The sequence below is a fragment of the Trujillonella endophytica genome (assembly GCF_900110555.1).
Taxonomy (GTDB): Bacteria; Actinomycetota; Actinomycetes; order Mycobacteriales; family Geodermatophilaceae; genus Trujillonella; species Trujillonella endophytica.
This window is the reverse complement of sequence record NZ_FOEE01000009.1, coordinates 85408-108785: the sequence shown is the minus strand read 5'-3', so window position 1 is coordinate 108785 and position 23378 is coordinate 85408. Positions and strand designations below refer to the sequence as shown.

General features: G+C 73.6%; 22 protein-coding genes and 1 tRNA gene. 11 read left to right on the top strand and 12 right to left on the bottom strand.

Annotation, left to right across the window (positions count from 1 at the left end; genetic code table 11):
* The first annotated feature begins 59 nt into the window (after positions 1-59).
* From BMY88_RS15095 to BMY88_RS15085, 3 genes are all read left to right on the top strand, one after another.
* On the top strand, positions 60-1103 hold the full coding sequence (locus tag BMY88_RS15095; RefSeq protein ID WP_091945055.1) for an HPP family protein: 1044 nt from the start codon (positions 60-62) through the stop codon (positions 1101-1103).
* Between the two features lie 64 nt (positions 1104-1167).
* Positions 1168-1686 (top strand): pyridoxamine 5'-phosphate oxidase family protein, encoded by a 519-nt coding sequence (locus BMY88_RS15090; RefSeq protein ID WP_091945053.1) that lies wholly within the window; start codon positions 1168-1170, stop codon positions 1684-1686.
* 27 nt (positions 1687-1713) lie between these two features.
* On the top strand, positions 1714-2634 hold the full coding sequence (locus BMY88_RS15085) for a DUF6910 family protein (protein ID WP_091945051.1): 921 nt from the start codon (positions 1714-1716) through the stop codon (positions 2632-2634).
* Between the two features lie 45 nt (positions 2635-2679).
* On the opposite strand, the gene BMY88_RS15080 is transcribed toward BMY88_RS15085, so the two are convergent.
* The 4 genes from BMY88_RS15080 to BMY88_RS15065 all read right to left on the bottom strand — a co-directional run bounded on the left by BMY88_RS15080 (position 2680) and on the right by BMY88_RS15065 (position 6538).
* The gene (locus BMY88_RS15080; RefSeq protein ID WP_091945049.1) at positions 2680-3762 is read right to left on the bottom strand and encodes an NAD(P)H-dependent amine dehydrogenase family protein; all 1083 of its coding nucleotides are present in this window, start codon (positions 3760-3762) and stop codon (positions 2680-2682) included.
* Positions 3763-3837: 75 nt separating this feature from the next.
* Entirely contained in the window at positions 3838-4890 is a 1053-nt protein-coding gene (locus BMY88_RS15075; protein ID WP_091945363.1) for an LLM class F420-dependent oxidoreductase, read from the bottom strand.
* A 5-nt stretch (positions 4891-4895) separates the two neighbouring features.
* Positions 4896-5696, bottom strand: a complete 801-nt coding sequence (locus BMY88_RS15070) for an enoyl-CoA hydratase-related protein (RefSeq protein ID WP_091945046.1) — start codon at positions 5694-5696, stop codon at positions 4896-4898.
* Entirely contained in the window at positions 5693-6538 is an 846-nt protein-coding gene (locus BMY88_RS15065) for an enoyl-CoA hydratase/isomerase family protein (protein ID WP_170861127.1), read from the bottom strand. Before BMY88_RS15065 ends, BMY88_RS15070 begins: the two co-directional genes overlap by 4 nt.
* An 86-nt stretch (positions 6539-6624) precedes the next feature.
* Here BMY88_RS15065 and BMY88_RS15060 point away from each other — a divergent pair, with 86 nt between their 5' ends.
* The gene (locus tag BMY88_RS15060) at positions 6625-8991 is read left to right on the top strand and encodes a CaiB/BaiF CoA transferase family protein (RefSeq protein WP_139220491.1); all 2367 of its coding nucleotides are present in this window, start codon (positions 6625-6627) and stop codon (positions 8989-8991) included.
* A 42-nt stretch (positions 8992-9033) separates the two neighbouring features.
* A complete protein-coding gene (locus tag BMY88_RS15055) occupies positions 9034-9432 on the top strand; it encodes a DoxX family protein (protein ID WP_091945039.1) in 399 nt (132 codons plus the stop codon).
* A 67-nt stretch (positions 9433-9499) separates the two neighbouring features.
* Here the strand turns inward: BMY88_RS15055 and BMY88_RS15050 are convergent.
* Positions 9500-9580: transfer RNA gene (locus BMY88_RS15050), tRNA-Leu, on the bottom strand.
* A gap of 206 nt (positions 9581-9786) precedes the next feature.
* Here BMY88_RS15050 and BMY88_RS15045 point away from each other — a divergent pair.
* Both BMY88_RS15045 and BMY88_RS15040 read left to right on the top strand, forming a co-directional pair.
* The gene (locus BMY88_RS15045; protein WP_091945357.1) at positions 9787-10050 is read left to right on the top strand and encodes a DUF3618 domain-containing protein; all 264 of its coding nucleotides are present in this window, start codon (positions 9787-9789) and stop codon (positions 10048-10050) included.
* 5 nt (positions 10051-10055) lie between these two features.
* The gene (locus BMY88_RS15040; RefSeq protein WP_091945034.1) at positions 10056-10553 is read left to right on the top strand and encodes a DUF427 domain-containing protein; all 498 of its coding nucleotides are present in this window, start codon (positions 10056-10058) and stop codon (positions 10551-10553) included.
* A gap of 24 nt (positions 10554-10577) precedes the next feature.
* On the opposite strand, the gene BMY88_RS15035 is transcribed toward BMY88_RS15040, so the two are convergent.
* Positions 10578-11195 carry a TetR/AcrR family transcriptional regulator gene (locus tag BMY88_RS15035; RefSeq protein ID WP_091945032.1) on the bottom strand — a complete coding sequence of 206 codons (618 nt, stop codon included), beginning with the start codon at positions 11193-11195 and terminating at the stop codon, positions 10578-10580.
* 127 nt (positions 11196-11322) lie between these two features.
* On the opposite strand from BMY88_RS15035, the gene BMY88_RS15030 reads away from it, so the two are divergent.
* Positions 11323-12417, top strand: coding sequence for an EAL domain-containing protein (locus tag BMY88_RS15030; RefSeq protein ID WP_091945029.1), 1095 nt, complete (start codon positions 11323-11325; stop codon positions 12415-12417).
* On the opposite strand, the gene BMY88_RS15025 is transcribed toward BMY88_RS15030, so the two are convergent.
* Positions 12398-12991: a histidine phosphatase family protein gene (locus tag BMY88_RS15025; RefSeq protein ID WP_244524700.1), complete on the bottom strand. Its 594-nt coding sequence runs from the start codon at positions 12989-12991 to the stop codon at positions 12398-12400. The two genes, BMY88_RS15030 and BMY88_RS15025, sit on opposite strands and share 20 nt — an antisense overlap.
* 59 nt (positions 12992-13050) lie before the next feature.
* On the opposite strand from BMY88_RS15025, the gene BMY88_RS15020 reads away from it, so the two are divergent.
* Together BMY88_RS15020 and BMY88_RS15015 are read left to right on the top strand one after the other, a co-directional pair.
* The gene (locus BMY88_RS15020; protein WP_091945023.1) at positions 13051-13905 is read left to right on the top strand and encodes an aldo/keto reductase; all 855 of its coding nucleotides are present in this window, start codon (positions 13051-13053) and stop codon (positions 13903-13905) included.
* 91 nt (positions 13906-13996) lie between these two features.
* Positions 13997-15151, top strand: coding sequence for an acyl-CoA dehydrogenase family protein (locus tag BMY88_RS15015; RefSeq protein WP_091945020.1), 1155 nt, complete (start codon positions 13997-13999; stop codon positions 15149-15151).
* A gap of 70 nt (positions 15152-15221) precedes the next feature.
* On the opposite strand, the gene BMY88_RS15010 is transcribed toward BMY88_RS15015, so the two are convergent.
* Positions 15222-16460 (bottom strand): ABC transporter substrate-binding protein, encoded by a 1239-nt coding sequence (locus tag BMY88_RS15010; RefSeq protein WP_091945017.1) that lies wholly within the window; start codon positions 16458-16460, stop codon positions 15222-15224.
* A 297-nt stretch (positions 16461-16757) separates the two neighbouring features.
* Positions 16758-17990, bottom strand: a complete 1233-nt coding sequence (locus BMY88_RS15005) for an ABC transporter substrate-binding protein (protein ID WP_170861126.1) — start codon at positions 17988-17990, stop codon at positions 16758-16760.
* A 341-nt stretch (positions 17991-18331) separates the two neighbouring features.
* Between BMY88_RS15005 and BMY88_RS15000 the strand changes: the two genes are divergently transcribed.
* Positions 18332-19102, top strand: a complete 771-nt coding sequence (locus BMY88_RS15000; RefSeq protein ID WP_170861125.1) for a tyrosine-protein phosphatase — start codon at positions 18332-18334, stop codon at positions 19100-19102.
* A gap of 58 nt (positions 19103-19160) precedes the next feature.
* On the opposite strand, the gene BMY88_RS14995 is transcribed toward BMY88_RS15000, so the two are convergent.
* From BMY88_RS14995 to BMY88_RS14985, 3 genes are all read right to left on the bottom strand, one after another.
* Complete coding sequence (locus tag BMY88_RS14995; protein ID WP_091945008.1) at positions 19161-20396, bottom strand: ABC transporter substrate-binding protein; 1236 nt, start codon at positions 20394-20396, stop codon at positions 19161-19163.
* A gap of 328 nt (positions 20397-20724) precedes the next feature.
* A complete protein-coding gene (locus tag BMY88_RS14990; RefSeq protein ID WP_091945006.1) occupies positions 20725-21987 on the bottom strand; it encodes an amidohydrolase family protein in 1263 nt (420 codons plus the stop codon).
* Positions 21988-22061: 74 nt separating this feature from the next.
* Positions 22062-23288 carry a CaiB/BaiF CoA transferase family protein gene (locus BMY88_RS14985; RefSeq protein WP_091945003.1) on the bottom strand — a complete coding sequence of 409 codons (1227 nt, stop codon included), beginning with the start codon at positions 23286-23288 and terminating at the stop codon, positions 22062-22064.
* Between the last annotated feature and the right edge of the window lie 90 nt (positions 23289-23378).

Below are 23378 nucleotides of genomic sequence, written 5' to 3'. Positions count from 1 at the left end.
GGAGGACACCGCTGTACGCCGACCGCCGAGCCTGGCTCGCCTCCCTGCGCCCCGGGCCGGTGGGCTACCGACCGGCCGACCTGCTCCGCGGCGGCCTGGGCGGGCTGCTCGGCATCGCCGTCGCCGCGCTGGCCGCCCGCCTCGTCCCCGGCGGGCCCGAGGCCCTGCCGTTCATCGTGGCGCCGATGGGCGCCACGGCCGTCCTGCTGTTCGCCGCCCCGGCCAGCCCGCTCGCCCAGCCGTGGTCGCTGCTGGTGGGCAACGTGGTCTCCACGCTGGTGGGGGTCACCGCCGGGCGGCTGGTGGACGACGTGGCCCTCGCCGCCGCGGTCGCGGTCGGCGCGGCCATCGCGATCATGATGCTGCTCCGCTGCGTGCACCCGCCCGGCGGTGCCTGCGCCCTGTTCGCCGCCGTCGGCGGGTCCGCGGTCGCCGAGCACGGGTACGCGTTCGCCGTGTGGCCGGTCGGCGTGAACACCGTCGTCCTGCTCGCGATCGGCGCGGCGGTGAACAACCTGACCGGGCGCCCCTATCCGCACGTGCCCCCGCCCCCGCCGCAGCACCAGGGCACCGACCCGGCGCCCAGCGAGCGGGTCGGGGTCTCCACCGAGGACGTCACCGCCGCGATCGCCCGGCTGGACCGCGGGCTGGACGTGCTGCCCGGCGACGTGGTCGCCCTCATCCGGGACGCCGAGGCGCACGCGCTGGACCGCCGGCTCGGCCGCCTCCGGGTGGGCACGCTCATGGCGCGCGACGTGAAGAGCGTGCGCCCGGGCGACACCCTCTACCGGGCGCGGATGGTGATCAACCAGCACCACGTCAAGGCAGTCCCGGTCGTCGACGACGACGAGCACGTGGTCGGGATCATAACGGTCTTCGACCTGTTCAACCGGGACGTCGTCGAGTTCGACCCCGTCGCGAAGGTGATGACCACGCCGGTCACCACGGTCGACGCCGACACCCCCGTCGCCGAGCTCGTCGAGCTGATGACCGACCGCGGCCTGCGGAACCTGCCGGTGGTCGACGGCGACGGCCGGCTGGTCGGGATCATCACGAGGACCGAGCTCATCGCCGTGCTGCACCGCGCGCTGATCGGCTCCTGACCGCCGGACCGATGAGTCCCCGCCGCGCTCCGGGTCCTACCCCCGACGACCCGAGGAGGCAGGCATGACCACGACCGTCGAACCGGTGACCGAGGTCGACCCCCGCTACGGGGAGACCGGGGCCGGCCCGCGCCCCTGGGCGGAGGCGGAGGCCCTGCTCGCGGCGGCCCCGCTGAGCTGGGTGTCCACGGTCCGGCCGGACGGCCGGCCGCACGTGACCCCGCTGCTCACCGTCTGGCGGGACGGCGCGCTGCACTTCTGCACCGGCGCCGCCGAGCGGAAGGCGCGCAACCTCGAGACCAACGCCGAGGTCGTGCTCACGACCGGGGGCAATCGCTGGGACGAGGGGCTGGACGTCGTCGTCGAGGGGACGGCGGAGCGGGTGCGCGACCGCGCCGAGCTGGTGGCCCTGGCCGGCGCGTGGGAGAAGAAGTACGGGCCGGTGTGGCGCTTCGAGCCGACCGAGGAGGGCTTCGCCGACCCGCACGGCTCGGCGCTGGTCTTCCGGGTGCGCCCGCGGACGGTCTTCGGCTTCGCCAAGTCCCCGTCGAGCCAGACCCGGTGGCGGTTCCCGCAGGCCTGACGGCGCGCGAAGGGGCATCCTCTCCGCGTGCAGGTCTTCGTGGAGGGCACGGCCGAGCTGCGGTTCGACGACGGGACGCCGGTGACCGCCGCCTCGGGGGTGGCTCCGCTGGGCGACGGCTGGCTCGTCGTCTCCGACGACGCCACGATCGGCGCGTGGCGCCGCGGCGACTCGGTGCTCCCGGTGCGGCTGCTGCCCCCGGTCCAGGGCCTGGACCGGTTCGGCTCCGCCGACGGGACCAAGCACCTGAAGCCGGACCTCGAGGTGGCCTGCGCGGTCGGGGTCGACGGCGCTCCGGCGGTCCTGGCGCTGGGATCGGGCTCGTCGCCGCGCCGGATGCAGGGCGTGCTGGTGCGGCTGGCCGCCGGCGCGCCGGTCACCGCGGCCGCGGACCTGACCCCGCTCTACCGCCGGGTCGCCGAGGCGCTGGGGGCCGCGCCCGGGCACCTGAACCTCGAGGGCGGCAGCCGGCACGGCGACACGGTGCGCTGGTTCCAGCGGGGCAACCTGGCGGCCGGCGTGCCCTCGGCGAGCGTGGACCTGCCGCTGGACGCCCTCGTCGCGGCCCTCCTCGGCGAGGTCGCGGCCGCCGCCGTGCCGATCGGCGGCGTGCAGCGCTACGCGCTCGGGGAGGTGGGCGGCGTGGGCCTGGCGGTGACCGACGCCGTGGCCCTGCCCGACGGGCGCACCCTGCTCAGCGCGGCGGCGGAGGACACGCCGAACGCGGTGGACGACGGCCCGGTCGTCGCCACCGCGCTCGCCCTCCTCGACGGGGACCGGGTGCTCGACGTCGTCCCGCTGCCCCGCGCGGGCGGGCGCGTGCACAAGGTCGAGGGTCTGGCCCTCCGGTCGGTCGCCGCCGGGGAGGCGCGCCTGGTCGCCGTCGTCGACGGCGACGACCCCGCCGTGCCCTCCACCGAACTGGACCTGCGGGTGCTGCTGGGCTGAACCGGCGACCGGCGCCGGGGGCGTTCCCGCCCGGCGGGTCGCGGCTCAGCTCCGGACCGGGACGGGCCTTCCCCCGGGCCGGCTGTTGCGGCTCACCGTGACCGGCAGGTCGGTCGCCGACAGCAGTCCCGGCCGCGCGGCGACCACCGCGGGGATCGCGTTGACCGCGCGCATCCCGGTGGCGATCCGGCCGAATTCCGACTGCGGCTCGTCGAAGGCGAGCTCGCAGGCGAAGCCGGGTCGGCCGGTCACCTCGGTGCGGTAGACCAGCCGGTCGCCGAGGCGGGCGTGCGGCCAGTCGGGGGCGGCGTCGGCGGCCATCCGGTTGACGTGCTCGAGCACGACGAACGGCACGCCGTCGACCATGCCCTGCACCTCGAACCGGACCGCGGCGGTGGTGCCCGCCCGGACGACCCCGATGGCGGTGTCGACGTCGCGGTCCAGGGACCGGCGCTCGTAGGTCGCCTCCACCGAGTCGAAGCGAACGCCGAGGGCGTCGCCGACGAGCTCGACCACGCCGCGCCACCCGCCGATCAGGCGTGCGGGGTCGGCGAGGGCGGCCGGGTAGTCGGCGGGTTCGCCGAAGCCGAAGCCGATCCGCAGGGCGTCGGCCCCGGGGTAGTGCGAGTAGTCGGCGACCTCCTGGATCCGGACCCCGTGGACGTCGTCGCAGGCCGACAGCAGCGCCAGCGGCAGCAGGTCGCTGGCGTACCCGGGCTCGATCCCGGTGGAGAACAGCGACGCGCCGCCGGCCAGCGCCGCCGCCTCGGCCGGCTCGCGGAGGACCGACTCGGCGGCGGGCGGGTGGGTCAGGCCGCCGAAGCTCGTGGTGACGACGTCGATGCCGGCCTCGAGGAACGGCAGCACGTCACCGATCGCGGTCGGCGCCCGGCCCGGGCCGAAGTAGGAGAGGCAGTCGGCGCCCAGCGCGCGCAGCGCGGCCGCGTCGTTCGTGGCGACCACTCCGGTGGGCTCGCTCAGCCCGCAGAGCTCGGCCGCGTCCAGGCCGGCCTTCTCCGCCGAGTGCACGTACAGCCCGACGAGCTCGAGCTCCGGGTGGGAAAGGATCCCGCGCAGCGCGAGCGCGCCGGTGGCGCCGGTGCCCCAGTGCACGACCGTGACCGTCACGTCGACCTCCCTGTCATGGCAATGATTGAGACCGTAGTCAGGAGTCGCGTCGCGCGGCAGGTCGGCCCGCCGGGGTCAGGGGGCGAGCTCCCGCAGGGCGGCCACGGAGGCCAGCCGGGTCGCGTGGTCCTCGCCGAGCGGGGCGGCGTTGAGCGTCGTCGCCCCGCCCTCGGCGAAGGCGGCGACCCGCTCGGCGACGAACCCGCGCGGCCCGATGAGGGACACCCCGCGGACCAGCTCCTCGGGCAGGGCGGCGGCGGCCTGCAGGGGCCGGCCGCCGAGGTAGTGGTCCTGGACCTCGCGTGCCGCGTCGGGGAAGCCGTAGCGCACGGCCAGGTCGTTGTAGAAGTTCCGGCCCCGGGCGCCCATGCCGCCGACGTAGAGCGCGAGGTGCTGGCGGACCCTTCGCAGCGCGCGCTCCTCCTCGTCGGCGTCCTCGGTGACCAGCACGTGGGTGTCGGCGACGACGTCGAGCGGGCCGAGCGCCGGGTCCCGGCGGCCGGCGCCCTCGGCGAGGGGGGCGCCGAACGCGTCCGCGGCCCGCTCGGGGAAGTAGAAGATCGGCTCCCAGGCCTCGAACAGCTCGGCGGCCAGCGCCACGTTCTTCGGCCCCAACGCCGCGAGCATCAGCGGGATGCGGTCGCGGACCGGCCGGTTGATCAGCGTCAGGGGCTTGCCGAGGCCGCTGCCGCCGCGCTCGCGCGACAGGGGCACCTGCACGTGCGGCCCGTCGTGCACCAGCGGCTCCCGCCGCCACACCGTGCGGCAGACCTCGACGACCTCGCGGGTGCGGGCCAGGGGCGCGGTGTAGGGGACGCCGTGGAACCCTTCGATCACCTGGGGGCCGGACGCGCCGAGGCCGAGGATGAACCGGCCGCCGGAGACCGCGTCCAGCCCGGCGGCGGTCATGGCCAGCAGCGCGGGGGTGCGGGAGTAGACGTTGAGGATGCCGGCGGCCAGCTGCATCGTCGTCGTCCGCGCGGCGAGGTAGCCGAGCTGGCTGACGGCGTCGAACGACCAGGCCTCGCCCACGAAGACGACGTCCACGCCGGCGGCCTCGTACTCGCCGATGACGGCCGCCGTCTCGCGGACGCCCACGCTGTAGGACAGCGGCATCCCGATCCGCATGCGGCTCACCGGCCGGTCCAGACCGGCGGGCGCTTCTCCAGGAACGCGCGCACGCCCTCCTTCGCGTCGGCCGACCCGGCGGTGGCGTGGGCGTGCTCGCGGGTCAGCTCCCAGTGCAGCCGCTCGGCCGGGCGCTCGCCGTTCCGCAGGCCGAGGGCGATGCGCTTGCTGGCCTGGACCGCGAGCGGGGCGTTGCGGGCGATCCGGTCGGCCAGCTGCAGCGCGGCGCCCAGCACCTCGTCCCCGGGGACGACGCGGTTGACCAGGTGCAGCTCGAGCGCGCGGGCGGCCGAGATCGGGTCGCCGGTGAGCACGAGCTCCATGCCGATCCGCTGCGGGAGCTGGGCCAGCGCGCGGAAGGGGCCGCCGTCCGCGGCGATCATGCCGATCGTCACCTCGGGCAGGCCGATGACGGCGTGCTCGGCGGCGACGGCGAGGTCGCAGGAGAGCAGCAGCTCCGCGCCGCCGCCCATCGCGGCCCCGTTGACCGCCGCGATGGTCGGCTTGCTGATCGGGTGCCGGACCCAGCCCGCGAAGCCCCAGTGCTCGTAGCCCGGCGGCAGGACGGTCTCCCCGCGCGCGTTGGCCTTGAGGTCGGCGCCGGCGGAGAAGGCCTTGTCCCCGGCGCCGGTGACGACGACGACGCGGACGTCGGGGTCGGCCTCGACGTCGTCCAGCAGCCGGCCGATGGTCATGTGCACCTCGCCGTCGACGGCGTTGCGCACCTCCGGGCGGTTGATCGTGACGACCAGGACGTGCCCGCGCCGCTCGACCAGCACCTTCTCGGGGTGCACCGGGCCGCTCATCGTCCGGTGAACCGCGGCGCGCGACGCTCGACGAAGGCCTGCATGGCCTCCTGCGCGTCGCCGCCGATGCCCAGGCCCAGGAGCGTGACCTCGGCCTTGGCGACCTGCTCCATCGTCTGCTCGAGGGCGTCGTTGATCTGGCCCTTCACGTGGCCGATGCCGATGCTGGGCCCGGCGGCCAGGCGGCGGGCCCAGCTCCCGGCGAGGTCCAGCAGCTCGGCGTCGGGGACGCAGCGGTTGGCCAGCCCCCACTCGGCCGCCGTCCGGCCGTCGACCGGGTCGCCGAACAGGGCCATCTCCTTGGCCCGGACGGGACTGAGCGACCGGGTGAGCAGGTAGGCCGCGGCGCCCTCCAGGGGCAGGCCGCGGGTCACGAAGACCTCGCTGAACCGCGCCGACTCGGCCGCCACCACCAGGTCGCAGGCGAGCGCGAGGTTGCACCCGCCCCCGTAGGCGGGGCCGTTGACGGCGGCGACGAACGGCTTCTCGTTCTCCCAGATCGCCCGGGCCAGGCGCCACCAGCCGAAGCGCCGGCCGTCCTCCCGCGCGACGTTGGCCAGGGCGCCGCGCTGCCGCTCGGGCGGGATCTCGATGTGCGGCGGCGACATCAGGTCGGCACCCGCGCAGAAGGCGCTGCCCGAGCCGGTGACCACCGCCGCCCGGATCTCGGGGTCGGCGCGGACCTCCTCGATCGCGGCGAGGAGCGCGTTGCGCAGGGGGTGGTGGATCGCGTTGCGGACCTGCGGGCGGTCGAGGACGAGCCAGGCCACCCCCTCCTCCACCCGGAAGGCCAGGCCTGCCTCGGCCCAGGCGGCGGGATCCGCGGGTGGAGCGTCGGACATCGTCGTCCTCCGGTCTTGTCGAAAGGCTGACGGTAACCAGGTCGCGAGCATTGTGCCGTCCCGTGAGCGGGGACACACTGCGGGTCGTGACGACTCCCTCGGGCAGCGCCCTGGACGGCATCCGGATCCTCGACCTCACGTGGGGGCCGGGCGCGTCGGTCGGCGTGACGATGCTCGCCGAGCACGGGGCCGACGTCGTCAAGGTGGAGCCGCCCGGCGGCGATCCCACCCGCGGCTACCACGGCAGCGCGGTGTGGCACCGCAGCCGCCGGTCCATCGCCCTGGACCTCACCGACCCGGCCGACGCGGCGACCATGGAGGATCTGCTCGCCGGGGCGGACGTGCTGGTGGAGGGCTTCCGGCCGGGGGTCATGGACCGGCTCGGCCTCGGCTACGACGCCGTGCACGCGCGGCACCCCGCGCTGGTCTACTGCTCGGTCTCCGCCTGGCCGGTGGGGCACCGCAACGAGCAGCGTCCCGGCTGGGACGCGCTCGTGCAGGCCGCCGGCGGGGCGCAGTCCGAGCAGCCGGGCTGGCGGCTCGGCCCCGTCTACAACCACGCGCCGACGCCGACGCTGGGCGCCGCCTTCCTCGCGCCGATGGGCATCCTGGCGGCGCTGCACCAGCGGGCGACCACCGGGCGCGGCCAGCACGTGCGCACCTCGCTGCTGCAGGGCCTGTTCCTGTACACGACGCAGATCTGGCAGGACGTCGAGCACTGGGCGCCGGCGTTCCACGAGGTGATGGCGAAGACGTACCCGCCGGGCATCCACCAGGGGATGATCTGGCAGACCGCCGACGGCTGGATCCACCTCTCGGTGCTGTCGGGCCTGACGCCGACCCGGTCGATCGAGGACATCCTGGGCCTCGACCAGCCGCACCCGTACCTGCAGGCGAGCGCCCCGGCCGAGCAGCGCGAGCGGTGGCACGCCGAGCGCGCCGCCGCCTTCGCCTCCTGGAAGGTCGCCGACCTGGTGCAGGCGCTGCGCGAGCACAACCACGCGTGCGAGGCGGTGGTCACGGCGGAGCAGTCGCTGGCGCAGCCGCATCCGCAGCTGGCCGCCAACGACATGGTCGCCGCGGTGGCCGACCCCGAGCTGGGCGGGACCACGCAGATGGGCGTCCCGATCCACCTGCTGGGCACGCCGGGCGCGATCGTCTCGCCGCGCCCGCGGCTGGACGAGCACGGCGCCGCGGTCCGCGCGGAGCTGCGCGAGGTCCCGCGGCGCCCGCTCCCGGTGCCCTCCGGCGGACCGGCGCAGCCGACGGCGCTGGGCGGGCTGCGGCTCGTCGACTTCGGGCAGTACCTGGCCGGGCCGTTCGGCCCGATGCTGCTCGGCGACCTCGGCATGGACGTCGTCAAGATCGAGCCGGTCGGCGGCGACAACATGCGAATGGCGCAGGCGCCGTTCAACGGCTGCCAGCGGGGGAAGCGGTCCCTGGCGCTGGACCTGAAGAATCCGCGCGGGCGGGAGATCGCGCTCGAGGTGGTGCGGACCGCGGACGTCGTCCACCACAACATGACCAAGGGCGTCGCCGACCGCATCGGCATCGGCTACGCCGACTGCCGGGGCGTCAACCCGGCCGTCATCTACTGCAACACCTACGCCTACGGCCTCGAGGGGCCGCTGTCGCACTCCGGTGGCCTCGACCCGCTCTACCAGGCCAGCGGCGGCATCGAGTTCGAGCAGGGCGCCGTGCACCTGGGGCAGCGGCCGCTGTACGTCCGGTTCGGCTTCACCGACCAGGCCAACGCGGTGCTGTCTGTGGTCGGCGTCCTGCTCGCGCTGGCCCACCGCGACCGCACCGGCGAGGGCCAGGAGCTGTGGACCTCGCTGCTGGACGGCGCCGCGGTGTTCGCCTCCGACGCGCTGCTGGTCGACGGGGTGCCGCTGGAGCGGCCGCACCTGGACGCCGGGCTGCACGGGCTGGGCCCGGGCTACCGGCTCTACCGCTGCCAGGACGAGCAGTACGTGCAGGTGTGCGCGACCTCGGACGCGGAGTGGGCGGCGCTGTGCTCGGCCGCGGGCGCCGAGGAGCTGACCGGCCGCCGCGGTGACGACCGCGCGGAGGTGGAGGCCGAGCTGGAGGCGGCGTTCGCCCGCCGCACCGCGTGGAACTGGAAGCGGGCGCTGGACTCCGCCGGGGTGCCGTGCGAGCTCCCGCTGGACACCCAGGGCGGCGTCGCGCCGCTGCACGACGCCGACAACGTGCGCCTCGGGCTGGTCGCCGAGTACGAGCACCCGGTGTACGGCCGCACCCGCCAGTTCGGGCACCTGATCGACTTCTCCGAGACGCCGGGGCGCATCGCCGGGCCGGCGCCGCTGGTCGGCCAGCACACCCGGGAGGTGCTCGACGGCATCGGGCTCTCCCAGCGGGAGATCGACGACCTGGTCGCCGCGGGCGTCGCGTACGAGCCGGGGGAGGACTACCGGGAGCGCTTCGCCAACTGAGCGCGGTGCGGAGCGGGGCCGGCCCACCGCTACGGTCGGCCCATGAGTCTCGCCCGTACCGCTGCCCGGCTGCTCCTGGGCGGCGCGATGGTGTTCGCCGGGGTGTCGCACCTGACCACGCAGCGGCAGGAGTTCCAGGCCCAGGTGCCCAGCTGGTTCCCCGTCGACGACGACCTGACGGTGACGGGCTCGGGCGTCGTCGAGATCGCGCTGGGGGCGGCGTTCGTGGCGCTCCCGGCGAAGCGGCGCACCGTGGGCGCGCTCCTGGCCGCCTTCTTCGTCGTGATCTTCCCGGGCAACGTCGCGCAGTACGTCGAGGGCACCGACGCGTTCGGCCTCGACACCGACGGCAAGCGGCTCGTCCGGCTGTTCTTCCAGCCGGTGCTCGTGCTCTGGGCACTGTTCGGCGGCGGGTTGCTGGGGCGCGGCCGACGCGGCTGACCGTTCACGGGACGCGCGGGTGCGGGGGACCTGCCCAGCGGGGCGGTTCCCCCGTCGAGCGCCTGCGTGCGGGAGGCGGGATTCGAACCCGCACGCCCGAAGGCACCAGATCCTAAGTCTGGCGTGGCTGCCGTTACACCACTCCCGCGCGGTCGCGCAGTCTACGGCCGCACGTGCCCGAGCCCCAGCGAGATCGGCGAACTGGGCAGCATGGGCCGCTGATGGCGCCGAGATCGCCGATCTCGGCGGGACCGGGGGTGGGGACGGCGGCGGGGCAGGGCTCGGCGTCGCCCGTGCGGGTGCCGATGGCCGCGGTCGCGCGCTGGACGGGCGGCGTTCTGGCAGGCTGTGGGCGTGCCTCGCGACCCTCGACAGATCCAGCTGGAGATCGACGCCGCCCGTGAGTCGCTGGCGGCCACGCTCGACCAGCTGGCCTTCCGCAGCAGCCCCACCCGGCTGAAGGCACAGGGGCAGGCCGCCGTCGTGCGCTTCCTCCAGTCCCCGGCGGGCAAGGCCACGATCGGCGCGGTGGGCCTGTTCGCCACCGTCGTCGTCGTCAACAAGGTCCGCGGCCGCTCCCGCAAGCGCAGCGCGATCACCGGCAAGCGCAAGCGCTGACCTCCGTGCCCGCCCGCCACCGCGACCCGCTCGGGCCCGGGCAGGAGTCGGTCTGGGACTACCCGCGACCACCGTCGGCGGAGGTCACCGGCCGGTTGGTCGAGGTGGAGCTCGGCGGTCGGATCATCGCGCGGACGACCCGCGCCGTCCGCGTCTGCGAGACCAGTCACCCGCCCGTCTACTACGTGCCCCCCGACGACGTCGTCCCCGGCGTGCTGGAGCGCGGGCACGGCACCTCGTGGTGCGAGTGGAAGGGCGCGGCCACCTACTGGGACGCGGTCGTCGACGGGCGCCGGGTGCCGGCGGTCGGCTGGTCCTACGACCGCCCGACGCCCGGCTACGAGCACCTGCGCGGGGCCGTCGCCTTCTATCCGAGCCGCGTGGACGTGGCACGGGTCGACGGCGTGGTGGTCCGCGCCCAGGCCGGCGACTTCTACGGGGGCTGGATCACCCCGGACGTCGCCGGCCCGTTCAAGGGCGAGCCGGGCACGCTCGGCTGGTGACCGCCGGCGTCAGGGGTGCCGGCGTCAGGGGTGCTGGGCCTGCAGCAGCGGCAGCACGACCCGGGCCAGGACCTCGTCGGCGTACTCGTGGGTCACCGGCTCGCCGGTCAGCAGCCAGCGCTGGGTCAGCAGGGCCGTGGTGCTCTCGGCCAGCACCGACTGCGACATGCCGGGCGGCAGTTCGCCGCGCTCCTCGGCCTGCGCCCACATGCGGCTGTAGGAGTCGCGCCAGGCCTGCAGCGGCCCGGTGCGGAAGGCCTCGGTCAGCGCCGGCTGGTGCTGCATCGACGGCAGCAGCGAGCGGATGGCGGTGCCGACCGGCCCGTTGATGATGTCGACCATGCGGTGCACGACCTCGCGCACGTCGCTCTCCATCGACCCGGTGTCCACCGGAGCGGCCAGGGTCTGGTTCATCACCGCGATGGTGTCGACGACGAGGTCCTGCTTGGTGCGCCAGCGGCGGTAGATCGTGGCCTTGCCCACGCCGGCCTCGGCGGCGACGGCATCCATCGTGAGAGCGCCGTATCCGACGTCACCGAGCAGCCGCAGGATCGCCTCGCGGATCACGCCGTCGCGGCTGGGATCGCGGGGACGACCGCCCCGGCTCGTGCGCACGGTGTCGGGTGTGGTGACGACTGCCATGCCCCGACCTTAGACACTCAAGTTGGGAAGTTCCGGATCTCGACTCACCCGACCGTGGCCGGGTCGCCCGCCCGGGGGGTCCGCGCGCCTTCCGGTGACCGACGGCGGGGTGGGTCATCCTGCTGGGGTGCCCAGGACCATCAGCACGATCCGGCGGCGCGAGACCTGGGAACTCCCGGAGGTGGCCACGCGCCTGCTCCTGGCCAGTGCCGTGGAGAGCGTCCTGCCCGCGGTGGCCGACATCGCCCGGGCGGTCGGGTTGTCGGTCTACCGCGCCGAGGGGCTGCTCGACCTCACCGACGAGCGGGACGGGGTCGGGGTCGAGCTGCTGTTCGACCGGCTCTCCCGGGAGCTGACCACCGCCGAGGCCGAGGTCGTGCGCGTGGCCGCCGACCCGCCGGGGGAGTACACCGCCCTGGTCACCCGCCTGCTCACTGCGCCGACGCTCGCCGTCGAGCTCGCCCGCCGCGGCGTGACCGCCGAGGTCGGGGTCCTGGCCGAGGCCGAGCTGTGGAGCGTCTACCAGCCGATCGTCTCCCTGCACGACGGCGCGGTCGTCGCCCACGAGGCGCTGCTGCGCGGTCTGGCCGACGGCCGCGAGATCGGCGGCGGCGATCTCTTCTTCGTCGCCGAGTCCGCCGACTGGCTGCCCCGGCTGGACCGCATCGGCCGGGAGTGCGCCGTCTCCGGCGCCGCACCGTGGCTCGGCGATGCCGATCTGTTCGTCAACACCCATCCCACGTCGGTGCACCGGCCGCACGCGGACCTGGAGAGCACCCGCCGGCTGCTGGCCGACGCCGGCCTCGCGCCCGGACGCCTGGTCATCGAGGTGGCCGAGCCCTCGGCCGTCGCCCAGCACGGGCACCTGCTGTCGGTGCTGGAGCGGTACCGGGAGCTGGGCTGGCGTGTCGCGCTCGACGACGTCGCGGCCGGATGGGGCAGCCGCGAACTGCTGGCCACCCTGCGTCCCGACGTCGTCAAGCTCGGCAAGCCCCTGGTGCACGCGCTGCCCGACGAGGGCGCCCGCACGATGGTCCGCTGGGTGGTGGACGCGGCGCACCGGGTCGGGGCGCAGGTGGTGGCCGAGGGTGTGGAGGACGAGCGGATCGCCGAGGAGGTCGCCGGGCTCGGCGCGGACCTCGGTCAGGGCTGGTTCTTCGGCCGCCCCCAGGTGCTCGAGCCCGAGGTGGAGCGCGGGGAGCTCACAGCCCCCAGCCGCTGAGCACCGGCCGGGCGTGCTCGTGGCCGAGCAGGCCGTAGGCGCCGGCGGGCAGCGCGAACAGCGCACCGGCCTCCGGTCCGAGGCCGAGCCAGCGCGCGGTCAGCACCCGCAGGACGTGCCCGTGCGCGACCAGGGCGACGTCGCCGTCGTCCAGTCGGGCCCGGGCGCGGGCGAGCACCCGGTCCACCCGCGCGGCCACCTGGGCCAGCGTCTCGCCGGGGGTGTTCCCGGGCACGACGGGATCGCGCCACACCGACCACGCGCGGCCGAGCTCGTCGCTGATCTCGGCGGTGGTCCGGCCCTCGTAGCCGCCGTAGTCCAGCTCCACCAGGTCCGGGTCGACGGCGGTGACGGCCAGGCCGGCGAGCTCGGCCGTGCGGCGGGCGCGCTGCAGCGGGCTGCTCCACACCTCGGCGAACGTCCGCTCGCCCAGCCGCGGCGCCAGCGCCCGGGCCCGCTCCTCGCCCTCGGGGAGCAGCGGCAGGTCCGTGGCGCCGGTGTGCTGCCCGCTGCGGCTCCACTCGGTCTGCCCGTGCCGCAGCACCACGATCTCGCCACTCCGCGCCTCGGCCACGCCGACCATCGAACACCGCGGCGGGAACACCCGCGCGGCCTGACGTGCTGCCCCCTGGCATGACCACCGCACAGCTCGACGACATCTTCTCGATCGGCGGGGACCTGCCCGTCCACCGGCTCGGCTACGGCGCCATGCAGCTGCCCGGCCCGGGCGTGTGGGGCGAGCCGGCCGACCGCGACGGCGCCCTGCGCGTCGTCCGCGCCGCCGTCGAGCAGGGCGTCGACTTCATCGACACCGCCGACTCCTACGGCCCCTTCGTCAGCGAGCAGATCATCGCCGAGGCGCTCCACCCGTACCCCGAGGGCCTGGTCGTCGCCACCAAGGCCGGCCTCACCCGCCAGGGCCCGGGCATCTGGACGCCGGTCGGGCGCCCCGCCTACCTCCGCCAGCAGGTGGAGCTCTCGCTGCGGCACCTGCGGGTCGAGCGCATCGACCTCATCCAGCTGCACCGCATCGACCCCGACGTGCCGCTCGCCGACCAGCTCGGCGTGTTCGCGGAGCTGCGGGACGAGGGCAAGGTCCGGCACATCGGCGTCTCCGAGGTCTCGGTGGAGGAGCTGCGGGCGGCGCGCGAGATCGTCGACGTCGTCACCGTCCAGAACCTCTACAACCTGACCGACCGGAAGTCCCAGGACGTCCTGGACTACGCGACCGCCGAGGGGATCGGGTTCATCCCGTGGTTCCCGATCGCGACCGGCGACCTCGCCGCGCCGGACAGCCCCGTCGCCGACATCGCCCGGGAGCTCGACGCCACGCCGTCCCAGGTGGCGCTCGCCTGGCTGCTGCAGAAGTCGCCGGTCGTGCTCCCGATCCCGGGCACGAAGTCGGTCGACCACCTGACGGAGAACCTCGGCGCCGCCGCGCTGACGCTGTCCGACGAGGACATGCAGCGCCTCGACGCCCTGGCCTGACGAGCCGGGGAGGCCGCCGATCTCGACATCGACGTCAAGAAAATCCGACGGGGGTGTCCACCCGGCGGCCCTCCTCGGTCAGACTGTCCGCGTGGACGCCGACGACCTCAAGCAGATGAAGGCAGCCGTGCACCAGCTGGTGCACGACGTGGTCATCCCCCGCGAGGAGCTGATCGACCTCGAGGACCGGGTACCCGACGAGATCCGCAGGGCCGCCGCCGAGATGGGCCTGTTCGGGTACAACCTGCCCGAGGAGTACGGCGGCCTCGGGATCGACATGCGTGGCGACGTCGAGCTGTCGATGGAGTTCGGCTACACGACGCCGGCCTTCCGCTCGATGTTCGGCACCAACAACGGCATCGCCGGGCAGGTCATCGCCCGGTGGGGCGACGAGGCGCAGAAGCAGCGCTGGCTACCGGGGCTGGCCGCGGGCGAGCTGATCGCCTCCTTCGCGCTGACCGAGCCCGAGGCCGGCTCCGATCCCGCGGGCCTGCGCACCAGCGCCCGCCGCGACGGCAGCGACTGGGTCATCAGCGGCGGAAAGCGCTACATCACCAACGCCCCGGTGGCCGACATCTTCGTCGTCTTCGCCCGGAGCGACGCCGAGCAGACCGGCGGTCGCGGCATCTCCGCCTTCGTGGTCGACGCCAAGGCGCCCGGGGTATCCCTCGGCGCCAAGGACCGCAAGATGGGACAGGCCGGCGCGTGGACGTCGGAGGTCTACTTCGACGACGTCCGGGTGCCCGCCGACGCGCTGGTGGGCGAGGAGGGGCGGGCCTACTCCAAGGCGCTGACCGTGCTCTCCCGCGGGCGCCTGCACATCGCCGCGCTGTGCGTCGGCATGGCCCAGCGCGTGCTCGACGAGTCGGTCGCCTACGCCGCCAGCGCCAAGCAGGGTGGGGCCCCGATCGGCCGTTTCCAGCTGGTGCAGGGCCTGCTCGCCGACATGTACACCGAGACGGTCGCCGGCCGGGCGATGGTCCGGGAGGCGGCGGTCCGCTACGACAGCGGCGAGGACACCAACCTCGGTCCCTCCGCCGCGAAGCTGTACTGCAGCGAGATGGTCGGCCGGGCCACCGACCGGGCGGTCCAGGTCCACGGCGGGATGGGCTACCTGCGGACGACGCCGGTCGAGCGCTTTTACCGCGACGCCCGGCTGTACCGGCTCTACGAGGGCACCAGCGAGGTGCAGCGGGTGATCATCGGCGGCGGGCTGCTGCGCGCGGCCGGCATGCCGCGCAGCTGACGCGGACCGGCCGGCCCCGGCGCCGCACCCGCAGAGCGGGGAGGTCGCACGGGGCCGGCCGGGACCGGGGTCAGTCGAGCGGCGCTCCGCACGCCGGCGAGGCGCCCTCGACGGCCACGAACTCCTCGCCCTCGAGCGTGACGAAGTACTGGCACAGCTGGGGCTGGTCCTCGACGGTGAAGTCGATCGGCTCCCCGTAGAGGCCACTGGCGTCCCAGGTGTCGTCCTGGTTGAGCTCGTCGATGAACTCCTGCTGGGTGGCGTCGCACCCGGCCAGTTCCAGGCCGTGCAGGAACAGGTCGGCGTTGAACCACCCGGACGACATGGCATAGCCCGGGATGCCGGACTCGACGCCCTGGTCGATGACCGCGTTCCTGAGTCGCTCGGTGGCCTCGGTGCCGAGGGAGACCGGGGCGTAGGCGATGGAGAAGCTGACGCCCTGGGCGGCCTCGACGGCGACCGGGTTCTCCAGCAGGTCGGCGCCGTAGCCGGTGGCGGCGAGGACGCCGGCCACCTCGATGTCGTTCTGGCGCAGGCCCTCGACCACGGCCAGGGCGGTGTCGAAGGTGATGGGCAGGTAGAGGGCGTCGGCGCCGGTGTCGCGGATGCCGAGGACGATGGGGCCGACGTCGGTGCTGCCGAACTGGACGTTGTCGTTGAGGTAACCGATGTCGAGTCCGGCGGCCTCGGCGGAGTCGGCGGCGGCCTGGAGAGCCTGCTGGGAGGCCGGCACGGAGAAGGCCACGCCGGCCATGGTCGTGCCGCCGACGGCGGCCAGGAAGTCACCGACCATCGGGTAGGCGGTGGTGATGTCGGGGACGGGCTGCGACAGGAACAGGTTGTTCCCCGTCGCCCGCCACTCCGGGCTGGGGTCGGTGCCGTCGCCCAGGACCGGGACGCCGGGCTGGGTGAGCATGAAGGCGGTGGCGCCGTAGAAGGCCTGGCTGCTGGACAGGATGGCGTAGACCTCCTCCTGCTGGACCAGTCGCTGGGCGGCGGCCAGCGACCCGGCGGGGTTGGAGGCGTCGTCGGCCTCCACCACCTCGAAGTCGATGTCCGAGCACTCGCCGCCCTCTTCCTCGTAGGCGGCGAGCCGTGCCTCGACCCCGTTGCCGGCGGCATCGCCGTAGGTCGCGGCGGCAGGGCCGGACAGGGGCGTGACGACGCCGATCTTGACGGTGCCGCCGCCGCCCTCGCCGCCGGCGGTGGTCCCGCCGCCGCCGCCCTCCTCGTCGTCGCTGCCGCACGCGGTCAGTGCGAGCAGCAGCGCGCAGGTGGCGCCGACCGCCGTCCGGGTCCTCGTCCTCATGTCCGGTTGTCTCCTCGTCGTCGAGCCGAGTTGCGGGGGGAGGTGCGTCGAGGTGGCGGGGGAGGAGGTCGGTACGCGGTGTCGCCGGCCTCACCACCTGGTTGACCGCGCGATTAGAACACCTGGTTTAAACGGATGTAAGCCTTGTCACAAGGTGCGTTGCGAGAACGTGTCGTCCCGGGCGGCGCGCAGAGGAGAGATCCCACCCCGGCGGGCGCGAACGCGGACCGGCCCCCCTCGCCACGTCCCGGGAGGGAGTGGCGAGGGGGGCCGGCCTGCGTGCGGGTGGGCCTGCGATCAGTTCAGCCGCTCACCGCACGCCGGTGCGGCGTTCTCGACCGGGACGAACTCCTCGCCCTCCAGCGTGACGAACCAGAGGCAGAGCTCCGGCTGGTCCTCGAGGCTGTAGTCGATCGGGTTCGCGAAGAGCCCGCTGCCGTCGTAGGTGGCGTCGGTGTTGAGCGCCTCGATGAACTCGGCCTGCGTCGCGTCGCAGCCGGCCACCTCGAGGCCGTGCAGCAGGAGGTCGGCGTTGAACCAGCCCGAGGTCATGGCGTACGCGGGGATGCCGGACTCGACGCCCTGGTCGCGCACCGCCTGGGCGAGGCGCTCGGTCGCCTCGGTGTTCATCTCCACCGGGGAGTAGCCGACGGAGAAGCTGACGCCCTGGGCGGCCTCGACCGCGGGCGGGGAGTCGAGGAGTCCGTTGCCGTAGCCGGTGGCGGCCAGGACGCCGGCGAGCTCCACGTCGTTCTGTCGCAGGCCCTCGACGACGGCGAGCGCCGAGTCGAAGGTGATCGGCAGGTAGAGCACGTCGGTGCCGGAGTCCTCGATGCCGAGCACCACGGGGCCGACGTCGGTGCTGCCGATCGGGAAGTTGGTGTTGAGGTAGCCCGTCTCGAGCCCGGCGGCCTCGGCCGACTGGGAGGCGGCCTCGAGGGCCCCCTGCGATGCGGGCACCGGGAAGGAGGCGCCACCCATCGTCGTCCCGCCGACCGCCGCCATGTACTCGCCGACGAGGGGGTAGACGGCCTCCGGGTCCGGCACCGGCTGGGCCGGGAACATGTTGTTGTCGGGACGGCGCCACTCCGGGCTCTGGTCGGAGGCGTCACCGAGCACCGGGACGTCCGCCGCCTGGGTGGTCACGTACTGGGTGGCCCCGAAGAAGGAGGAGCTGGTGGACAGGATGGCGAAGACCTCCTCCTGCTGCACCAGGCGCTGCGCGGCGGTGAGGGCACCGGCCGGGTTCGACGCGTCGTCGGCCTCGACGACCTCGAACTCCACGTCGGCGCACTCGCCGCCGTCCTCGACGTAGGCGGCCAGGCGGGCCTCGACGCCGGTGCGGGCCTCGTCGCCGTAGGTGGCCGCGCTCGGCCCGCTGAGGGGCGTGACGACGCCGATCTTGATGCTCTGCGAGCCGCCGCCCCCGCCTCCGGAGCTGCTGCCGCCGCCGCCCTCCTCGTCGTCGCTGCCGCAGGCGGCCAGCGTCAGCAGCAGGGCGCAGCTCGCGCCGATCGCCGTTCGGGTCATCGTCCTCATGTTCGGGTCTCTCCTCGTCGTCGAGCGGTGGAGGTGGTGCGCGGAGGCTGTGTCACGCCGGAGGAGCCCGCCGGCGGGGCGGCTGAGCGGCGGCGTGCGCGTCAGGGCGCGGAGGCCTCTTGATGGCTCTGGTCGTTCGTTATCTACAACGACTGTCCTGCTATATGAAACGTAACAGCGGTCACATTTGGGGGTCAAGGCGAAGGCGGTGCTGCTGGGTCACGTTCTTGTAACGACCGATCGGTCCAAAAGCTGTCGCGTGAGAGGTGGCGCCCCGCGCCGCGGAGAACATGGTTCTTGACCAACAGAACCTCGTGCTGGACGGTCGGTGCATGACCAGTGGTGCAGTGGGTGGGACCGAGTGGGTCCCCGAAGGCGTGCTCAACTTCCGCGACCTCGGCGGCCTGCCCGTGGCCGGCGGCGGACGGGTGCGAACGGGGCGGCTGTTCCGCAGCGCGACCCCCCAGCTCATGACCCCGAGCGATCTCGACGAGCTCCGGTCCCGGGTGGGTCTCCGGACGGTGCTCGACCTCCGCTTCGCGAAGGAGTCGGCCGCCGGCGGCAGCGGCCTGCTCGCCGGGAGCGGGATCGCCGTCGTCAACATCCCCTTCCGCGTCCCGCGACCGGCCGATCCGAACACGCCGGTGGGGGAGCAGGCGCCGGCGCAGCTGTCCGGGATCCTGGGCCCCTTCTACCTCGGCATGCTGGAGCTCAGCGCCGAGCGGATCGCGCGGGCCGTCCGCCTCCTCCTCGACGACGGGATGCCGGCGCTCTTCCACTGCGCCGCGGGCAAGGACCGGACGGGGATCCTGGCCGCGCTGCTGCTGTCGACCGTCGGGGTCCCGGACGACGTCGTCGTCGCCGACTACGTGCGCACCAACGAGTCCCTGGACCGGATGCTCGCCCAGCTCCGGTCGCTGGACTTCTACGCCGACCAGATGCACCTGCGCGAGCCGCAGCGGAACACGGTCGACGGCGGGGTGATGGAGGTGTTCCTCGACGGTCTCCGCCGGACCCACGGCTCCGCCCGGGGCTACCTGCTCTCCGCCGGGCTGCTCGAGGACGAGCTCGCCGACCTGCGCGACCGGCTCGTCGGGCCCTGAGCACGCACAGGGCCCGGGACGCCGCGTGGCGTCCCGGGCCCTGTGTGGGGCAGGTGGCTCAGTCCTCGATGCGCTCGCCGCACAGCGGGGAGGCGTTCTCGTCCGGGACGAACTCCTCACCCTCCAGCTTCACGTAGTAGACGCAGAGGCTGTCCTGCAGGGCGACCGAGAAGTCGATCGGCTCGGGGTACAGCCCGCCCGCGTCCCAGGTCGCGCCCTGCAGGGTCTCGATCACCTCGGTCTGGGTCGCTTCGCAGCCCGACTGCTCGAGGGCGTAGAGGAAGAGGTCGGTGTTCATGTAGCCGATGGTCTGGGTGAAGTCCGGGATGCCGGACTCCAGCCCCTCGCCCTGGAAGGCCTCCTGCAGTCGCAGGCCCTCGGGGGTGCCCAGCTCGACCGGCGAGAAGAACACCTGGAACGACACCCCCTGGGCGGCCGCCACCGCGGGCTCGGACTGCAGCAGCGCGTTGCTGTAGCCGGTGGGGACGACGAAGCCCTTGAGCGGGTAGTCGGCCTGGCGCAGGCCGTCGAGGATGGCGAAGGCGATGTCGGAGTTGGTCGGCGTGTAGACGACGTCGGCGCCGGACTCCATGATGCCGAGCACGATCGCGCCGACGTCGGTGCTGCCGAAGGGCACGGTGTCGTTGATGTACCCGCGCTCCAGCCCGACCGCCTCGGCGGACCGCGCGACGGAGTCGAGCGACGCCTGCGAGCTCGGGGAGCTGTTGGAGACGCCGGCGAAGACGGTGCCGCCCAGGCTCTCCAGGTACTCGCCCTGGTAGGAGTAGGTCGCAGCGGTGTCGATCACCGGGAACGACTGGAACATGTTGTCGTCGGTGTCCGACCACTCCTGGGCGCCGTCGTACGCGCCGCCGATCACCGGCACGGTCTGCGCCTGCGAGGTGATGAACGGCGTCGCGCCGTAGAAGAACGGGCTGTTCTCGAGGATCGCGTAGACCTCGTCCTGCTGCACCAGCTTCTGGGCCCCGGCCAGTGCGCCCTGGGGGCTGGAGGCGTCGTCGGCCTCGACGATCTCGAAGTCCAGCCCGGCGCACTCGCCGTCCTCGGCCTCGTAGGCGGCCAGCCGGGCCTCGACGCCCAGGCGGGTCGCCTCGCCGTAGGAGGCGGCGGCCGGCCCGCTGAGCGGGGTGAGGAGGCCGACCTTCACGGTTCCCGAGGCGGTGTCCGCCCCACCGCCGGTGGTCTCCGAGTCCTCGTCGTCGGTGCCGCAGGCACTCGCCAGGAGCAGGACGGCGCAGGTCGCGCCGATCGCCGCCAGACCACGTGATCGCATGCTTCGTCTCCTCGATGGAAGGGGCTTCCGCTGGGGTGGTCACGGACCGGGGGATCGGCCGGAGCGGGGAGTTGACCCTCGACGTGTTGCAAAATATGCAACGTCTGTTGGGCTATCCGCAACGTAGCGAGGTGGCGGGCGGGGCGTCAAGCGGTGGCGTTCCGGCGGCTCGGCGGGCCGTCCGGCCCCGTCGGAGGGGCTCCGGGACGCCTGGCACGGCGCGCCGAAAACCCCGCGGGGCGGCCCGTAGGGGCGGCTGGTCCGCGGGGTGGCGTCCGGCCCCGGTGCGCACCGCGGGGGCGCGCACCGGGGTGCGTCGGGGACGGGGTCAGGCGGAGGTCGTCCGCTGGTGGTAGAGCTTCCGCCACTCGTGCTTGGAGCGGATGGTGGTGTCGACGTCGGGGGACAGGGCCCGCAGGGCGCCGACCGTGGCGTCCTCCTGGGCGATGTGCCGGAACGGGTCCCAGCCGAAGAACCGGCACGTGTTCTGCCAGAGGATCTTGTGCATCTCGTCGTCCGGCACGTCCGCGCCGGCCATCTCGGCCTGCACCCACTCCGGGGCGTTGGGCCAGATGGCGTCCGAGTGCGGGTAGTCGCACTCCCACGCGATGATGTCGATCCCGATGTCGTGGCGGACCTTGAGCGCGGTCGGGTCGGTGACGTAGCAGGCCAGCGAGTGCTCGCGGAAGATCTCGCTGGGCAGCTTCCCGCCGAAGTCGTGGCCGAGCCAGCGCTGGTTGGTGTAGTGCCGGTCGCAGCGGTCCAGGTAGAACGGGATCCAGCCGATGCCGCCCTCGGAGAAGGCGACCTTCAACTCCGGGTAGGTGCGGAACGCCCCACCCCAGAGCAGGTCCTGTGCCGCGAGCGACGAGACCTGGTTGGACAGGATGATCATGTTGTCGATCGGGGCGTCGGGGGCCATCGTGATGGCGCCGAAGCCCTGGCCGATGTGCAGGCACATGACGACCTGCAGCTCCGAGGCGGCCTGGAAGAAGGGGCCCCAGTACTCCAGGTCGTGGTAGCTGGGCAGGCCCTGGACGTGCGGAAGTTCCGGCATGGTGACCGCCCGGACGCCCTTGGCCGCGACCCGGCGGAGCTCCTCCACCATGGCCGGCTGGTCCCAGACCGGGATGATCGCGAGCGGGATCATCCGGCCGGGGTAGGCCGTGCACCACTCGTCGATGTGCCAGTCGTTGTAGGCCTTCAGCATGAGCAGCGACAGGTCCTTGTCCTCCGCCTGCTGGAAGTACCGGGCGCTGAAGCCGGCGTAGGACGGGAAGCACATCGAGGCCAGGATCCCGTTGCGGTTCATGTCGCGGACGCGCTCGTGGATGTCGTAGGCACCCGGGCGCATCTCGGCGAACGTCGAGGGGTTCAGGCCCCACTCCTCGTTCGGCCAGCCGACGACGGCGTTGAGGCCCACCGAGCCCAGGGCGGTGCCCTGGAACCACCACTTCGCGAAGCCGTTCTCGTCGACGATCGACTTCGGCGCGAGGTCCATGTACTTCGCCGGCAGGTGGTTCTTGTACATGTCGGGCGGCTCGATCACGTGGTCGTCGATGCTGACCATGACCATGTCCTCGACGTTCATGCGTCTTCCTCCGTACGGGGTCGGTCTGCTCCGGGATGCGGGGTTCCGGTCGGGCGTCGGTCGGCGGGCACGGGCTACGCCACCACGCCGTCGATCTTGAGCTGGATGATCGCGGCCTCGTCGAGTCCCAGCCGCTCGGCGAGGATCCGGTCACCGTGCTCGTTGAAGCCGGGTGAGCGCCCCGGGGTGCGCTGCTCCAGGTCGAACTGGACGGGGGTGCTGACGAGCGAGAACGGGACGCCCTGCTCGTTGCGCGTCTCCAGCAGGTAGCCGTTCTCCCGGACCATCGGGTCGTCGGCGATGTCGACCGTGTCCTGGGCGGGCGCCCACTGCCCCTTGAGGTCGCGCAGCCGCAACTTCCAGTTGTCGAAGGTGTCCCCGAGGAACTCCTGCTGGACGAGGGCGCGGGCCGGGCCGGAGTTCTGCTGCAGGCGCTCGTGGGTGTCGAACCGCGGGTCGGTGATCCACTCCGGGTGGCCGAGGACGCGGGCGACCTCGGGCCAGTAGTGGAAGCCCTGCAGCATGCACAGCGAGATGAACCGGCCGTCGGAAGTCGTGTAGTTGCCGACGAGCGGGTTGAGCGGTGCCCCGGCGCCCGGGGCGAGCGCGGACTGCGGCACCCCGCTGAGCTGCGACATCGCGATCGGAGACCCCAGCCCCCACATCCCGGTGGCGAGCAGGGACACGTCCACCACCGTCGCCTCCCCGGTCTGCGCGCGGTGGAACAGGGCCGCGGAGATGCCGCCGGCGATGACCATCGCGCCGAGGGAGTCGCCGAACGCCGCGCCCGGCGGGCCGGGCAGGTGGTCGGACCCCGAGACCTGCATGGCCGTCGCGATGCCGGCGCGGACCCAGAAGCCCAGGAGGTCGTAGCCCCCGAGGTCCTTGTCCGGTCCGAGGGGGCCGTAGCCCGTGCCCCGCGCGTAGATGATGTCGGGGTTCACGGCGCGGATGTCGTCGACGTCGACCTTCAGCTTCGCCGCGACGGCGGGCAGCTTGTTGGTGAGGAACACGTCCGACCGGGCGGCGAGCGCGTAGAGGATCTCGCGTCCGCGTTCCGTGGTCAGGTCCAGGCCGAGGCTCTGCTTGCCACGGTTGGCGTGCTCCATGAACACGTGCACCCCACCGCTGCCGACGTCCATCCCGCCGGTGCTGCCGAGGCCGCGCGAGGCGTCCCCGCGCGAGACGTGCTCGATCTTCACGACCGTCGCGCCCCAGTCGGCGAGGATGCCGGCCGCGAGCGGGGTGAACGTGTGCTCGGCGACCTCCAGGATCGTGACGCCGCTCATCACCGCGGTCACCGGGCCGCCCGTCCGCTTCGGTCTCGTCCGGGTACGTCCATGGACCCCTCCTCGTCTACGAGCGCTCGTCGCGCTGGGGTACAGCTTGCC